At 47.0% G+C, this 15,875-nt stretch carries 13 protein-coding genes; 7 read left to right on the top strand and 6 right to left on the bottom strand.

All coding sequences use genetic code 11. From position 1 onward, the window contains the following. Positions 1-253: 253 nt before the first annotated feature. Complete coding sequence (locus tag OLMES_RS15205; protein ID WP_087462047.1) at positions 254-1,177, top strand: FHA domain-containing protein; 924 nt, start codon at positions 254-256, stop codon at positions 1,175-1,177. A 77-nt stretch (positions 1,178-1,254) separates the two neighbouring features. On the opposite strand, the gene OLMES_RS15210 is transcribed toward OLMES_RS15205, so the two are convergent. The 3 genes from OLMES_RS15210 to OLMES_RS15220 all read right to left on the bottom strand — a co-directional run bounded on the left by OLMES_RS15210 (position 1,255) and on the right by OLMES_RS15220 (position 2,687). Beyond that, positions 1,255-1,524 carry a hypothetical protein gene (locus OLMES_RS15210; protein WP_087462048.1) on the bottom strand — a complete coding sequence of 90 codons (270 nt, stop codon included), beginning with the start codon at positions 1,522-1,524 and terminating at the stop codon, positions 1,255-1,257. Positions 1,525-1,807: 283 nt separating this feature from the next. Next, positions 1,808-2,197: a hypothetical protein gene (locus tag OLMES_RS15215; protein WP_087462049.1), complete on the bottom strand. Its 390-nt coding sequence runs from the start codon at positions 2,195-2,197 to the stop codon at positions 1,808-1,810. After that, on the bottom strand, positions 2,190-2,687 hold the full coding sequence (locus OLMES_RS15220; RefSeq protein ID WP_087462050.1) for a hypothetical protein: 498 nt from the start codon (positions 2,685-2,687) through the stop codon (positions 2,190-2,192). The genes OLMES_RS15215 and OLMES_RS15220 overlap by 8 nt, the downstream gene beginning before the upstream one ends. 144 nt (positions 2,688-2,831) lie before the next feature. On the opposite strand from OLMES_RS15220, the gene OLMES_RS15225 reads away from it, so the two are divergent. Further along, positions 2,832-3,125: a hypothetical protein gene (locus OLMES_RS15225; protein ID WP_087462051.1), complete on the top strand. Its 294-nt coding sequence runs from the start codon at positions 2,832-2,834 to the stop codon at positions 3,123-3,125. Between the two features lie 99 nt (positions 3,126-3,224). Here the strand turns inward: OLMES_RS15225 and OLMES_RS15230 are convergent, their stop codons facing one another. Continuing rightward, entirely contained in the window at positions 3,225-3,779 is a 555-nt protein-coding gene (locus OLMES_RS15230; protein ID WP_157678330.1) for a hypothetical protein, read from the bottom strand. A 443-nt stretch (positions 3,780-4,222) separates the two neighbouring features. On the opposite strand from OLMES_RS15230, the gene OLMES_RS15235 reads away from it, so the two are divergent. From OLMES_RS15235 to OLMES_RS15245, 3 genes are read left to right on the top strand one after another with little or no spacing between them, the layout of a single operon-like run. Further along, the gene (locus OLMES_RS15235; RefSeq protein ID WP_198342993.1) at positions 4,223-5,014 is read left to right on the top strand and encodes an ImuA family protein; all 792 of its coding nucleotides are present in this window, start codon (positions 4,223-4,225) and stop codon (positions 5,012-5,014) included. Between the two features lie 38 nt (positions 5,015-5,052). Beyond that, complete coding sequence (locus OLMES_RS15240) at positions 5,053-6,570, top strand: Y-family DNA polymerase (RefSeq protein WP_087462054.1); 1,518 nt, start codon at positions 5,053-5,055, stop codon at positions 6,568-6,570. Continuing rightward, positions 6,516-9,827 carry an error-prone DNA polymerase gene (locus OLMES_RS15245; protein WP_332454904.1) on the top strand — a complete coding sequence of 1,104 codons (3,312 nt, stop codon included), beginning with the start codon at positions 6,516-6,518 and terminating at the stop codon, positions 9,825-9,827. Before OLMES_RS15240 ends, OLMES_RS15245 begins: the two co-directional genes overlap by 55 nt. A 9-nt stretch (positions 9,828-9,836) precedes the next feature. On the opposite strand, the gene OLMES_RS15250 is transcribed toward OLMES_RS15245, so the two are convergent. Further along, a complete protein-coding gene (locus tag OLMES_RS15250) occupies positions 9,837-11,846 on the bottom strand; it encodes a response regulator (protein WP_198342994.1) in 2,010 nt (669 codons plus the stop codon). Positions 11,847-11,942: 96 nt separating this feature from the next. Here OLMES_RS15250 and yccX point away from each other — a divergent pair, with 96 nt between their 5' ends. Then, positions 11,943-12,227 carry an acylphosphatase gene (gene yccX / locus OLMES_RS15255; protein WP_087462056.1) on the top strand — a complete coding sequence of 95 codons (285 nt, stop codon included), beginning with the start codon at positions 11,943-11,945 and terminating at the stop codon, positions 12,225-12,227. A 49-nt stretch (positions 12,228-12,276) separates the two neighbouring features. On the opposite strand, the gene OLMES_RS15260 is transcribed toward yccX, so the two are convergent. Then, positions 12,277-14,568 carry a vWA domain-containing protein gene (locus OLMES_RS15260; protein WP_087462057.1) on the bottom strand — a complete coding sequence of 764 codons (2,292 nt, stop codon included), beginning with the start codon at positions 14,566-14,568 and terminating at the stop codon, positions 12,277-12,279. A gap of 551 nt (positions 14,569-15,119) precedes the next feature. Between OLMES_RS15260 and lexA the strand changes: the two genes are divergently transcribed. Next, positions 15,120-15,722, top strand: coding sequence for a transcriptional repressor LexA (gene lexA, locus OLMES_RS15265; RefSeq protein WP_087462058.1), 603 nt, complete (start codon positions 15,120-15,122; stop codon positions 15,720-15,722). Positions 15,723-15,875: the final 153 nt, after the last annotated feature.

Consider the following 15,875-nt stretch of genomic DNA (forward strand, 5'->3'; position numbering starts at 1 on the left):
AACATAAAGTTATTTACCTATTTGTTAAGTATTTGTTAAGGGCATGCATTTTGATCCCCGGCTGGAAAACAAAACCTTCGTATTTTTTGTGCATAAATCATGGGGTTCCGTAACATTTTTTCGGCATTTTCTTCAACTTTTGCAACAGACGGGACTATACTCTGTGTAGTGCGTGGTGACATCCAATACGATTACGATGAACCGACCCGCAATTCATCTCAGAATATTCAAACTCAACAGACAGGTTCAGTGAATGCTCAAGCTGCAATTTAGAGACCGCAGGCAGGAGCCAGTATGGCTGGCAGACGAGACCTTTACGATTGGCCGTAATGGCAACAACAGTCTTGTCATTAATGCCCCTGAGATCAGTGACAAACACGCCGAGATATCCCAGCTAAATGGGAGTTTAACGATTCGGGATATCGGTTCATTAGGCGGGACATTCGTTAACGATCAGAAGATAGATGACAGCGCCACACTCAAAGCCGGTGACGTCATTAAACTCGGCAATGTCGAGTTGGAAGTCATCAAACCACACCCCGGCGTTGGAGAAGAGACACCGACTGCACTGCACAATGCAGAAAGTGAATGGAAAGTAGTCGCAACAGCAAGCTGGATGAACAGTCAGCAATTCGATATTCAGGGCACCATGGTCATCGGACGGGAATCAACCTGCGAGATCAATATCCCTGTAGAATATTTGTCCCGGCGCCATGCAGAGCTTTCGATTCAAGGCGGAAAACTGGTGGTGCGTGACCTGGAATCAGCAAACGGTACCTATGTAAATGGCCGACGGGTGACAGAAGCCACACTTCAGGATGGCGACAAACTCAAGTTTGATGTTCTGACATTCACCGTGAAAGGCCCGCAACATGATCCGAACAAAACAATTATCCGGCAGGTAAAAGACTTCAAACCCCAACTTGAGCAGGCCCGCCAGGAACAAGCCCGCAAAAAAGCCCAAACTCAACAGCCTGCCCCTCCTCCGGCTGATCCGGCAGCGGCGACCGTTTCAAGATCAGGAGCTGCACGTCAGACATCCGAGGGCCGGTCAGGAAGCAACTGGGAAACGCAAACGGCACCACAACACAAATCGAACAACACCATGCTGATGGCACTTGCAGTTGTCGTTATTGGTGCTGCTTTAGCAGGCATTGCATACGTACTATTGCCCTGAGTTTATTCAACGGTCAATCAGACATAAAAAAACCGGTGAAATGCACCGGTTTTTTTATGTCAGTCTAATTTGCAAACTCAGACCGCCTTGGCAATATGTACCATATTTTTAATCGGCGGGAAAATGGAATAGGTTTCTTCCAGTTGATCCCGAAATTCCTCGGGACAATTGATATAGAACAACATAAAATCCCTTTTGGTTTCTATATCATGGGACTGGGATGAAAAGACCAACAAGTCAATGACTTCATTTTCATCCGTCAATCGAAATCGTCGCTTGTATTTTGCCCTGGCATGGCTGGCAAGACGCTTAAGATAATACACGGTGGTTTGGTTTAAAATGAACATATAAACGCCCCTCGGATAGACCCTCTGCTTTACGCATTCAGTATCCGCGCCCAGACCCAGCACGCACGCCTCAAGCTTAAAAGTGCCACTCGAGCTACTGAAATTGATCTTTTTATTCTGATTACAGATTTATCGTGACTATTTGATACTATTTTTAGACGAAATTAACGTCAACAGCAAGCACTTGATAAGAAATTTAACAATTCTGTTGTAAACCAATGTTAAATTGCCAAGTTCACAAGGTTAAGGTTCCTAGGGTCACCGCAGCTTAAAATATACAACCTTATTCCGCACCACAGCTGTTGATCGTCAGAACTATGACCCATAAATCACTTTGAATTACATTTTTGCTTAGTTTTGAAGCCTTCTTTTTCCACTCAGAATGAGAACCACACTGGCCCTCCAACCACATATTCCCGTTATTGATGTCATCAAATACAGGGAGCGAAATTCGAGTTTCAAAATTCTCCGCTGCAGATAGCTTTTCGCCCTTTAGCAGAAAAGGAGATTTTGCCTCTTTACTACTATAAATCCCATCCAGTGCTATCAAATGTTGTGTTTGATTTTTAATCACCAACTTGGCTGGATACTGAATATCTAACTCACGATGAGTATCAACATTACAGCCATATAACGCTATAAGTAGAAAAATACATAGTAAATTATTAACCATCAAATCTAACACTCGCTAGCCAAATTAGTGACTTTACATCTTGCTCACTCGCAAAAACTCTGGAATAAAAATTATAGGGGCGTCGTCCGTTGTAGTATTTCATAAGGTCAATCCCCCCTTGACTCGGGTAAGTTACTCCACCATTAGCTGACGTTTTAGTTTTTTGAGTGAGAATTGACGAGCTACCTTTATGGCTGTATGAATATTTATCACCGCCATAGGCAGATAAAATCTCATGCCCGATTTCATGGGCTGCAGTTTCGGAAAATGCAATATTTGCATCGCTTCCAGAAATATAATTCCAGCCATTCGAATATTCAATCCAACCTACATTGTAAGCTATTCGCTCGGGTACAAAGTTCCCAAAAAATGAATACAGACCACGCACACTCCCAGGATTACTTGACCGCAACCAACTGCGGTTTGTGTTATAAAAAACTTCAATATCATCCATAGCATTTTTTGTGGAGTGAATTGCGTTAACCTGCACGCTATATCTTCCTCCAGGTTAGCGGTTGCTAGAGTGAAATATCCGTAGAACCCCGACAAAGTGAACATTTTTTGATCTAAATTATTGCCTGGTTTTTTCCTGTTGACTATAAAGTTGTCTTAGCTTCAAAAGCAGGTTCTGGTTATGTCTTTCCGACCTGCTGAAAGCTATTTGAGGAAAAATAACTACAACCCAAGATCAGGAATCATTACCGTGCTACCATCATCCTTACAACAGCTTCACCTACTCGACTTTAGTACCTTAACCGATGCGCAGCTTTTATTGCTTGAAGAGCTTGTATTACGGCGATTCAGTCCGGAAGCGGACTGCGATGATTTTCAACAACTACTTGCCATGATTGATTCTGCATGCCAACAGCGGGGATTAACGCAAAAACGAAGTTCAGGAGCGAGTGGCGCACCACGCAAGGTGGCTTAACGTAAAAAGTGGCTTAACTTAAAAGCCGATCAGGCTTATTTTCCGGCACCAGGGTTTGTTAATGCATAACAAATCCTGGTGCACAGCACGTATATACCGTTATTGGCCGTCTTCAGCCAACGCCTGTAATTTGTTCATATGCGGTTTTATCGCTTCAATATCCGCTGGATCTGCGCCATTGGCCATATTTTCCATTGTTTGCATGGGCTTGATGTTCTCCATCATTTGCTTCATGGCCTGTTTTTGCTGCTCAGAGATGTTCGGATCATTCATCATCTGCTGCATTTGTTGCTGCATTTGATCCTGAAACCCACCACTCATTTGCATTGCGTTAGCCATCAGTGCTTTCATCGTACGGGTCATCACATCAGCCCAGTCCTCTACTGAATCAAAGTTGTGCTTTTCGACAATATCTTCCACTTCTCCATAGGCATTCATGGCCTTGATTTCCGCAATGATTTTATCCGCACTCATATCGCTCATATCATCATCTTTGTAATTCATGCGATTTTTGTTTTTATCCGCCCACACCTGAATTTCTTTCATTGAGGCAATCAGATTATCGATAACTTCACCATTCAACGCAGTTTTTGCCGCAGCATTAACACTGATTGTCAGTAGAACCAATAGAACACTTTTGACTATAAATTTCATTTTCATTCCTTCCCCTTACTAAGACTGTTTAATTTTTGACCATTTTTAACATATTTCAATAAGTTCAGCATTTTAGTTGAAGTTTAGGTCAGCTTATTAAACTAACCACTTGCCTCAAAACCAATTTTGGAACCCAGTTGTAATGCTCCTGTTATTAAGCGCAAAAGGATATAAATCTCCCTCAATCCGTTATCTATACTGATTTTTGTAAAGCAAGGTAACAGGCCTTTCATTTTCGTTCTCTTGCTGAGAAGTCATCTATTCACTCGGCGCTGATGGATCAGCGCTCCTTTTTAATTCTCTATATAAACGCCAAATACAAAATACAGTTTACTCAATTCCTGTAAATCACGGAGTGATTATCGTATTTAATTTTTTTGACCTCGAGTCATAAACACCATAATATACTGTATATATAAACAGTATAAATGGTGTTTATGAACTTGGAAGCACACACTCTACCTCAAATATTGGCTCAAACAGATCGGGATAAAAAAGCCCTGAACAAGCATGAAGAGCCCACATCAATCCGCCAACTCTTGGACAATACCACGCTCTGGCGGGGCTCCAATACCGAGACGCCCCAATCCTGTGTGAGTACCGGCATCAGGGATCTGGATGCGCTTCTGCCTGGTAATGGGTGGCCACAATATGGCGTGTTTGAGTTACTTACCCCAGGCTCAGATGAAATACGCTTTACCAACAAGCTACAGGAAACCGGCATTCAGCTTCTTTTGCCCCGATTAAAAGCCATACAAGAGAAACGCTGGATACTTTGGGTTTCGCCGCCTTACATTCCCTACGCGCCCGGCCTGGACTTCCATATGGTCGATTACCGCAACGTACTGGTTGTACATTGCCGCCCACATGAACAGCTTTGGACGATAGAACAAGGCCTGAAAAGCGGTGCCTGCAGCGTGGTACTGGGATGGCCGAACCAGCATCTGAGTACGGCACAACTGAAGCGCTTGCACCTGGCCGCCATTACCGGGAAAAGCCAGGGTTTTTTATTACGCCCGTCCATTCACGCACAGAACCCTTCACCCTGTCCGGTCAGGATCGAAATATGCCCAACAAAACCACCCCGTTCATGTAACAGTACAAATACCCTGGAGATGACACGCAATTTCAATATTAGCGTAAAAATTTTAAAACGGCGGGGCGCCTGGCCCTTGCTTTCCCCACAACAGCTGACGTTGACGACCTACCCTGTTTCAGAACTGGCGCAGTGCTAGCTGACGCGGTTTTGATTGAAATAGTTTTGGAGTACTCAATGCTTTGGTTATATGCCCACTTTCCCACCCTTGCTCTGGATCTGTACAGTCGAGGCCAAACTCACCAGCAAGCAATGGTTATTGTTGAGCACTCGCCACAAAAAGCGGGCCATCAGGTTCTTATGGCCAATAAAGAAGCCAAAGAGCACGGCATTGAAGCAAACCAGGCACTACATACTGCAATAGCACTGAACCCGAAGCTTCACTATGCCGAGTTTAGTCCGGAGAGGTGCCTGCATGAATTGCAAGCACTGGCTCAGTGCCTGTATTACTACTGCCCTCAAGTCGCCATTTTTCCCCCGGATGGTTTATTACTGGAAATCGGCAGCCTGAAAAAACTACACCAGGGCAGCGAAAACATCTGGTCTCACCTGGGCCAATATTTTCAGGAACAGGAGCTGAACCATCATATGGCCATCGCACATAGCCCAAAAGGCGCCCGGCTACTGGCACGAACTCAACAGGGAAGGCTCACGGAAGACCGCGACACAATCCAATTACTGATTCAGCAATGTCATTTAACGGACTGTGAGCTGCCCGGGAAGTGTGCGGAGACAATGCTCAGAATGGGGTTGCATAACGTACAGCAATTAATCCATATACCTGTGACCGAAATCAACCACCGCTTTGGCCCGGAAGTCCGCCAGCAACTCGATAAAATCCTGGGGGTCAGCCCGGATCCTCAACGCTATTACACCCCACCGGCTTACTTTGATCGCCACCTTGAACTGGTTAGTGAGGTAGAACACAACGGCGCCCTTCGTTTTCCGCTGAATCGACTGTTACAGGATTTACAGCAATACTTGTATCTGGGGGCTTTTGCCATTGAGTGTATACGGATCAATCTGGAACACCGGGATAGGCCTGCAACGCAAATCGAAATCCATACCGCCCAGCCAGAAACGCAGCACACAGTACTGCTACAACTTGGCATACTCAAACTGGAACAGATAAAACTCACCGCCCCGATAACCGGTATACGAATACGGGTGGACCACTTGATCGCGCACAGCTCGGATCAACACGACTTGTTCGAACAGGGCAACACCCCGGAAGAGGCTCGACAGTTTATTGCCCGGCTTGGTATTCGTCTCGGTAAAGAAAACATTCACCGGATACAAACACAAAACGACCATCGACCGGAATTTGCACATGTCGAACAAGCCTACCACACCTTTAAGCCATCCCCCCTGCTTTCCGGCGATAACTATCCCCTTTCACCACCGCGCCCTCCCTGGTTATTGCCAACCCCGCAAAGCCTGAATTCAGTTCTCGGACTCAAGCGCTGCGGACAAGACACCAATACCAAAAGCGCCCCAAACTATGCTGAACAAATTGTTGACCTGAAACAACATGGCCTGGAGATTATCCTGGGCCCGGAGCGAATCTATAGTAATTGGTGGACAACCGCCCCTGTCAACCGGGACTATTATGTTGCCCGCTTTCCAGAGGGGGCAATCGGATGGATTTTTCGAGACTCATCCGGTTTCTGGTATGTACACGGATGGTTTTCCTGATTGTGGGCTCGACTTATATGGATTATGTTGAGTTACACTGCCTGACCAATTTCTCGTTTTTACGCGGGGCCTCACACCCGGAAGAACTGGTTGAACAGGCCATCACCCTCGGCTACAAAGGACTGGCAATTACCGATGAATGCACACTTGCCGGTGTGGTCAGAGCCCACGCGGCATTAAAACAGAGGCAACAGGAAAACAGGCAGCCACTCCAGCTCCTGATTGGCACAGAACTTTGCCTGCAAGATTACAACGGGACATTTATTATCCTGGTCACAGACCGGGAGGGTTATGCAGAGCTTTGTCGCTTCATTACCCTGGCCCGCAGAGCCGCTTCGAAAGGCGAATATCAGGCCGACAGTCAAATGTTGATGGACACCATAAAGCGCAATCTACTGCTCTGGTCTCCGCCCTACCCCTGCTCGCAGAAACTCGATGGACCTTTTACAGATAACAGTCCTTTTACAAATAACTGTCCTTTTACAAATATAAAGTTTCAGAACGCTTTCAAAGGGCGTAGCTGGTTGCTGGCCGAACGCTTTCTGGATAACAAAGACCATATTTATCTGCATAATCTGAGCAAACTGTCCGAGGCAACCCAAACCCCGATTGCTTGTGCTGGCGATGTGCACATGCATATCCCTGGGCGAAAGCCCTTACAGGATGTCCTGACCGCAACACGGCTTGGAGCCACCTTACAACAGGCTGGCAAAAAGCTGCATGCAAATTATGAGAAATATCTGCGCAGCCTGACAAAACTGGAAAAAATTTATCCGGAAGCATGGCGCCGTGAAACAACGAAAATTGCAGCCCTATGTCACTTTAGCCTTGATGAGCTTCGCTACGAATACCCCAAAGATCTGGTACCGGAAACCTTAACGCCCACCCAATATCTGCACCAGTTGGTCAGTACCGGAGAGCTGCAACGTTTTGGCGAGCACACACCGAAACCAATCAAAGCGCTTATCGATAAAGAACTGCAGCTGATTCAGGCGCTGCACTATGAACATTATTTCCTCACCATTTATGACATCGTTGCCTTCGCTAAACGTCAAGGCATTCTGTGTCAGGGGCGTGGATCAGCCGCGAACTCTGTGGTGTGCTATTGTCTCGGTATTACCGAAGTTGATCCCACCAAGATTCATTTACTGTTTGAACGCTTTATCTCCAAAGAACGCAATGAACCTCCGGATATTGATGTCGACTTTGAACACGAGCGCCGGGAAGAAGTCATCCAATACATTTATCAACGCTATGGACGTCACCGCGCGGCGCTGGCAGCAAGTGTCGTAACTTATCGGGGCAAAAGTGCTATTCGGGATGTCGGGAAAGCACTCGGTCTGGACTTGGCTTACCTGGATCAGTTGGTACGCGCCATAGACTGGCGGGATAAAACCCCTCACTGGTCGGATCAGTTACGTCAGGCCCTTGCAATCGGCACCCTGCAACAAGACCAAGATAGCGCTCCGACACCCGGTGATCATCTTGTCGAATTGGTAAAACAACTCGTCGGTTTTCCCCGCCACTTGTCTCAACATGTTGGCGGTTTTGTTATCGCCGCCGACAACCTGGACCGGCTGGTTCCTGTAGAAAATGCCGCGATGCCTGAACGTACGATTATCCAATGGGACAAAGACGATCTGGAAGCATTAGGCCTGTTGAAAGTGGATGTTCTGGCCTTGGGCATGTTGAGTGCAATTCGCAAAGCCATCGATTATACCCATGCCTATAAAGGCTTTCCCACTTGCCTTGGCGATATTCCGGCGGAAGACCCGGAAGTCTATCTGATGTTACAAAAAGCCGATAACATTGGTGTTTTCCAGGTCGAATCGCGGGCTCAATCCAATATGCTGCCACGCCTGAAACCAGCCTGTTACTATGATCTGGTGATTCAAGTCGCCATTGTCCGTCCGGGCCCCATTCAGGGCGATATGGTACACCCTTACCTCCGACGCAGAAGCGGCCTTGAAACCCCGACCTACCCCACTGCAGAAATAAAAGAAACACTGGAGCGCACGCTGGGTGTTCCAATCTTTCAGGAACAGGTCATCAAACTCGCCATGGTTGCCGCAGGTTTTAGTGCCGGAGAGGCAGATCAATTAAGACGTGCCATGGCTAACTGGAAACGCAATGGAAAACTCAAACCGTTTCAGCAAAAACTCATTGAAGGTATGACAGCGCGCGGTCACTCTGCCGATTTTGCCCAACGTATATGCAACCAGATTAGCGGGTTCGGAGAATATGGCTTCCCGGAATCCCATGCAGCCAGCTTCGCCCTGCTGGTATACACCTCATCATGGTTGAAATATTACGAACCCGCAGCCTTTTGCTGTGGCCTGCTGAACAGCCAGCCAATGGGTTTTTACTCACCATCACAACTGGTTCAGGATGCAATACGACACGATGTCATCGTATTGCCTGTCGAGATTAACAGCAGTCATTGGGATCACCATCTGGTACCGGGTTTAAAGAATGCCCATGGCCAGCCAGCGATTCGCCTCGGTATGCGTTTAGTCAAGGGCTTGCCCCAGGAAGCCGTAAAACACCTGATACAAAACCGTCCTGATACAGGCTATCCGTCATTGTCTTCAATCCATAAACACTCCGGGCTATCCTCACATGACCTGGAAAAACTCGCAAGCGCCGGAGCTTTTCAAATACTCAGCGGTCACCGTTATCAAGCCCGCTGGGATATACTGGAACACCACAAGCCTATGGCACTGCAGCCCGCCTGCAACACCTCCAGAGACAGCACCTCCAGTGACAGCCACAACAGTCTGACGAATAATCAGGTTGCTAATTATTGTTTACCTGCCCCGTCCGAAGGGGAAAATATACTTGAAGACTACACCAGCCTTGGCCTGACTTTGGGAAAACACCCTCTGGCAATACTCAAACAAAAGGGTTTTTTCAAACATTGCAAATCATCCCGGGAACTCTTGAATGTCCCTCATAAAACCCTCGTCCATGTTGTTGGGCTCGTTGTCGGGCGTCAACGACCGGGAACGGCTACCGGGGTCACCTTTATGACATTGGAAGATGAAGCGGGCAGCATTAATGTTGTCGTGTGGCTTGCAACAGCCCGAGCCCAGAGAAAAGCACTTTTAACATCACAATTAATGCAGGTTTCAGGTCTGCTGGAGAGAGAGGGCGATATCATTCACATCATTGCCGGACGCATGATCAACCTGAATACCTGTTTACAGCATATTAGTGAACAGGCATCCTGGAAATTGAAATCGAGGGACTTCCACTAGCACAGATAATCAGGGCGTATTAACCGCACCACTACTGGCCAGGGCTTTGGCATGATAGGGAGAACTGGTCCAAAACAGCACCTTCTCCAGAAGTTCTTCCTGTTTGACCGGCTTGGCAATAAAATCATTCATTCCCGCTTGCAGGCATTTTTCTTTTACCTGCTCCTGGACATTCGCGGTGAGCGCTACAATTGGAAGATTGCGATCCCCCAATTCATTGCGAATTCGATAGGCTGCCGCATAGCCGTCCAATACAGGCATATGAACATCCATTAAAACAAGATTGAAATTATCCTGACGCACTTTTTCGACCGCCTCATGCCCGTCTGAAGCAATTTCTACCTGCATCCCCATGGAAAGCAGGAAATCCTCAACGATAACCCGATTAACCTCCAGATCATCAACCAGTAAAATTCTTCGGTTGGAAATATCAGCCGCTAACGTCTGCGTTGTCAGGGGAACTTCATTACTGGATACCAGAGAGAGATCCTCGAGTACAGGAAGTTTGGCTCTAAACGTAAATACCGTACCTTGCCCGACCCGACTTTCCACTCTGATATCCCCTTGCATGAGTTTGGCTAAATGATTCGAAAGCGCCAAACCAAGCCCCGTGCTTCGCGGCAGCCCGGATTCACTGCCCTCACCAAGGCTTACAAACGGGGCAAAAAGCATATCCACAATCTCCGGCGCTATACCAACACCGGTATCGGACACACTGACCAGCACATAAGCCTCCGAGTCGATAATGTTTTCTTCCTGAAGCATGATCGAAACCTTGACCTGTCCATTAAATGTAAACTTCAGGGCATTTGATACCAGGTTAAATACGATTTGTTTAAAGCGCAGCGGATCTGTTCGAACACAAGTAGGCAAAAATGGATCGACTTCAATGTCGAAGGCAATCCCTTTCTCCTCAAACTTTTGCGCAAACACCGAATTCAATTCCGGTACCAACGACTGCAGACGACAAGGAATAGGATTCAGATCAAGCTCATTGGTTTCCGCTTTGGAAAAGTCGAGAATATCGTCCAACACACCCAGCAGTGAATTGGAAGCAACATGGATATCATTCATGTACTGGCTGACTTTTGGTGAATTCGGGTTCGACTTGACCAATTCACTTAACCCCACGATGGCATCAAGGGGCGTTCTGATTTCATGGCTCATGGTTGCCAGAAACTGGCTTTTCCCGGCATTGGCTTCATCGGCTTTAGCCTTAAGCGCCATAATTTCCTCGGTGCGTTTTCTAACCCTTTGTTCCAATTCAACATTCATTGAGTTTATACGGGTTTGTATTTCGTCGCGCATGAGCAAACTGGAGTTGGATGAATCAATGAGCCGATTCAGTTCGACAGCCAGAAGTTTAAACTCGCCATAAAGCCCATCATCACTATTAACTTTCTTTTCAATCGGGTGAGAGAACTCTAACGAATCAAGGAAGCGTAGCAATTTAGTCGCCGGTAGCGTCAATGAACGGTAGAAAAGTAAAAAAAGCAGAAGCGCCAATAAGGTATTCTTGACCACCCCGGCACATAAAACAATAACCGAACGCTTGAGAAATGCGACACCGTCAAGATGAGGATCCGAATAAATCACCATCATCCCGACCAAACGTTGCTTCTCGGGGTTTGCACCATACAGCGGGATCTCGATTTCAGACCGCTCACCAAATAACATGGCTGTCGCCCAGCGAAAATCACTGATCAAAGGGTCTTTTTTCTCGGTCGCGACAACCTCCCCTCCGTCTGAAACCAGTTTGACTTCAGTGATTTGTGGATAGGTGAACAACCCTTCGATAATACGCACGGCTCCAATCCGGTCCAGATTCCAGACCGCTTCTGCAGCTGGCGCCGACGCGGTTTGAATAATCGACCCCAGCGTGGCTTCAAGCTCATGCTGCCGGATAATATAATCGTAGGCAATTTGCGCCAGACTAATAAGGATACCCAGCCCGCAGGCAACCAGCACCGCCATTTTCACCTGTCGAAAAGCAATTTTTTCTGTTAGCTTGAGTGGCATTATCATTCCATTCTTGTTTTGTCTATTAGTGTAGCCCGGATTTATCAGAATAGCCTGATGACTCAATAGAAAACAAAGGGATTTAGGAGAGAAAAAATGATCGAAACAGACGGTTACATCTGCAGAAAATTCATCGTGAAAGGAAAAGTACAAGGTGTGTGGTTTCGGGTTTCCACCCAACGACAAGCCCAACAACTCGATATTACCGGTTACGCTAAAAACCTGGCAAATGGCAATGTTGAAGTGGTCGCCTGTGGCAGCGCCACTGCAGTGGAAAGACTGATGCAGTGGTGTGCGACAGGTCCGGAACTCGCTGAAGTGGAAGCATTACATGAGGAAGTGACTGAACAACAGGAATTTCCCGGTTTTGCAACGCTTTAAACGACTCGGTCAAGCCCGAGTCTTTATCTGAACTGTAATTGGCGCTGAACTAAAAATAATAACTCAGCTCCAGTTGCACATAATCATCCTTGCGCAAGGGTGTAAGTTTGTAGTCGGGTGATGGTGCTGCCAAAGATTGCAACATTCCGGGTAAATCATCCGGTACAGCATGCCCACCGGAGAAAATACTGCCCTCCAGGGTCATCTTGAATCGTTTACCCATCCGCCTACTGGCCTCAATAGAGTACATCACTTCATTCGTTTCAGGATCCCAGATGCCCCCAATGAGCGCTTCAAGGGAGGCTTCATCATTCATCGTCCAGCGCCAGCCGACGAACCAGTCATTTTCAAATATCGATGGCCCGCGGTCACCGCGATCATCGAACAAATACTCAACAACCCACCCCAAATCCGTCAAAGAGCCAAACAAGCCGACTTGCGTGTACTCAAAGCCGGTAGTTAATGCCGAATAGCGATCCCCTGATCCACTCCGGGTGATCCCTTCAAACTTTAATAGCAATGATTCGTAAACATATTGCGCTTCAAGTCCGGCTTGATCGATGGTGTGATATACCGGGATCAATTGGGGGTTCTGCAGATTTCCATTGAAACGCAACTCGGGTTCACGTCCGGTACCGCTGAAATAGGAAAAGGCAAACTCAAACTGACCGATGTAATTAAAGTAACGGACCGCAAAATCAGTATGCCATTCTTCATCATCATGGGCATAGATTGCGTTGTCAGTATCGATCGGTAAAATCGGGCCGAACCGGCCATCTACATCAGGGTAAGTTCGTTCACGGAAATAAGGTAAAGCGAAAAGATCCAGATTACCCCACCCTAACTCCAGTCCGAGTTTGAACATCGGCTGACCAAGCTTATCTTCGCCATCCGGATGTTCAACCCAATCTGTCTGATTGACAATATCGACGAGATGTTGTGATTCGGTCACTCCCCAAAACACACGCCCAACACCCAGTTTGGTCTCCCAGCCTGTACCAACATGGGTCCAGAGGAGATCTCGAACATCAAAGTGGGTTCTGTTTTCATCATTTTGATCCCAACGACCAAACAGCGTCAATTCAAAGAGGTCGTTCCCGGATTCCGAGAGGTAATCGATCTCCGGTTGCAAACGGACAGAAACATTGGCGTTGTCTTGTTGTCGGTACCCCTCCTGGAAGAAGTAACGCCCTTCAAGCCCGATTACGCCCTTGTACCAGTTCGCGCTGGCAAACTCATCACTCCCAAACATGGCATCTTCAAACGGATTAAATCCAGGCGGAGGTGCTTGTCTCGTGGTCTTCTTAACCACGTCCTTGAGCGGCCGGTTTTCTTGGCGACGGGCAATTAATTCTTTCTGATTCGGCTCAACTCCAGCAATAAATGCTGCAGGATGCCCAATAACAATTGGCGGAAACCCACCCACACCCTCAATCGTCCAGAACGAAACTTCTTTTTCACCCGCAGTTGCATCAGGCGTTATTTCCACAACGGCATTACCCGGCATCGTTGCCCAGTTAATCGTATTGGGCGAATCTTTCGGGGTTAAAACCCAGCCATCAGGATGGAGTATTTTTGCTCCGTCCGGACGGGTATTTGGAATAATGACACCAACTTGCTCATTTGGTATGGTGATCGCAAAGTGATTATTTGCCGCCAGTTCAACCGCTGTTCCGGTCATGTCCGAGACAAAACGCAGCGCATCAAAAGGCTTATTACGTTTATCTTTTAAAGTGAGGTATTGACCACCGGTAATCCGTGCCAGCTTCTGGTAGAAAAGTTCGCCTTCGTTTTCGAACTGCAGGATATTGACCCGTATCGATTTACTCCGAAGAGCAGGCGCGATGTTCTTGATAATATAGTCTTCGAGCAATGCATCTTTAATCGGACTGGACGTTGCTACAGGACCATCCACGATCAGCACAATATGAGTCTCAAGACCCGGCTCGGCTCGATTGATAAACGCCACCCTCTCCAGTGCATCCCGAACATTTCGAATCGTTGCAGTTGCTCTGAGATAATCAGGTTTCAAAATTGACTGGCGATCAAGATGCAAGAGCTTACCGTATTTAACCGGCATATCCACATAACGCCCGAAAGTCCACACACCGAAATAGTCATTATCATCGAGCATCAACGTACCCAAGGACTTAACCAGCATTTCCCGAACATTATAAGGATCATGACCAGCAATCGAGACAGATGCGTCGACGACCACCCGGATATCCTGTGCGGGTTCATCTGCGAGTGCGGAACGGATTCCGCCTGGCACCATCAACAGTGCTGTCACCACAATACAAGCAGTACGGACTATTTTCTTGTCCAGCCACAACAATTTCACATCTCCTTAGACATCATCTGAGCACCCGCCCAGATTACACGATAACGTATTAATCAAAATAGCCTGACAGCTTGAGCCCAAACTGAACGCCACACTCCACACTCCACACCAAAGCCATTAGCGTTTGCTAGATCCAGGTTCCGGACCAAGTGTACAGCTGTGCAATAAAAGATTGAACTCCCCTGACAGCCCGGACGGAAACGTGGTTTGACTCGAATTGCCGTTTTGCTTGAATAGAATAGTAGCTGCGGCGGTATCAAAGTACCAGCATGGGACTGGACATCAAAAACAACCGAAACCAGAAACAGACAAAACTACAATCTTATCTTCCTCTTAAAATCAGTACTTTACACAAAGCGCCATACTGTATATATTCTCACTATCTGTATATTGATTCAGTACTTTGACAACCCGCTTGTTAGCCAGGCAAAACACTCTTTTATCACGGTTTTGCTACCACAGGATTAAATTTCAAGCCAACAGGGTACTGAACGAATCATTCAGGGAAACGCTGCAACGCGCTAAGATTAAAGACAGAAGAGTGAAGTCTTATGATTAAACTAACCAAACGCCAGTCCGAAGTTCTTGAACTCATTCGAGGTAAAATTGAAGAAACGGGATACCCGCCAACTCGAGCTGAAATAGCGACTGAACTCGGCTTCAAATCGGCAAATGCTGCTGAAGAACATGTGAAAGCACTGGCCCGGAAAGGCGCAATTGAGTTGGTGCGTGGCCGCAGTCGCGGGATTCGGTTGCCCGCTGAGGAAGAAACTCAAGGCATTCCCATTGTCGGACAGGTCGCGGCCGGTAACCCGATACTCGCGACTGAGAACATTGAAGACTATTGTCAGGTGCCACCAGAGTTTTTCAATCCTAAAGCAGATTACTTCCTTCGAGTAAAAGGCACCAGTATGAAAGATGCTGGTATTCTTGACGGCGATTTATTGGCAGTACACCGAACCCAGGAGGCTCGGAACGGCCAGATAGTAGTCGCTCGACTGGAAGAAGACGTAACCGTTAAACGTTTCAAAAAAGAAGGTAACAAAGTACTGCTCATCGCAGAAAATGAAGAGTTCGACCCGATTGAAGTTGACCTGACGAGCGCGCCGCTGGTTATTGAAGGACTGGGAGTTGGTGTTATCCGACGCTCTTGAATTTTGTGCTGCTTTGAAATTGCTCTAACGCTATTATTAGCGATTAGCACCACCGAAAAATGTTATCTTGTTTGAATCTACGGTCACAAACCGCTCAAAGATAACATTTGTCGGCGCTATGCGCTCACTAACGCTTCCTTCTGCCTAGATCAA

This window comes from Oleiphilus messinensis, assembly GCF_002162375.1.
GTDB lineage: Bacteria > Pseudomonadota > Gammaproteobacteria > Pseudomonadales > Oleiphilaceae > Oleiphilus > Oleiphilus messinensis.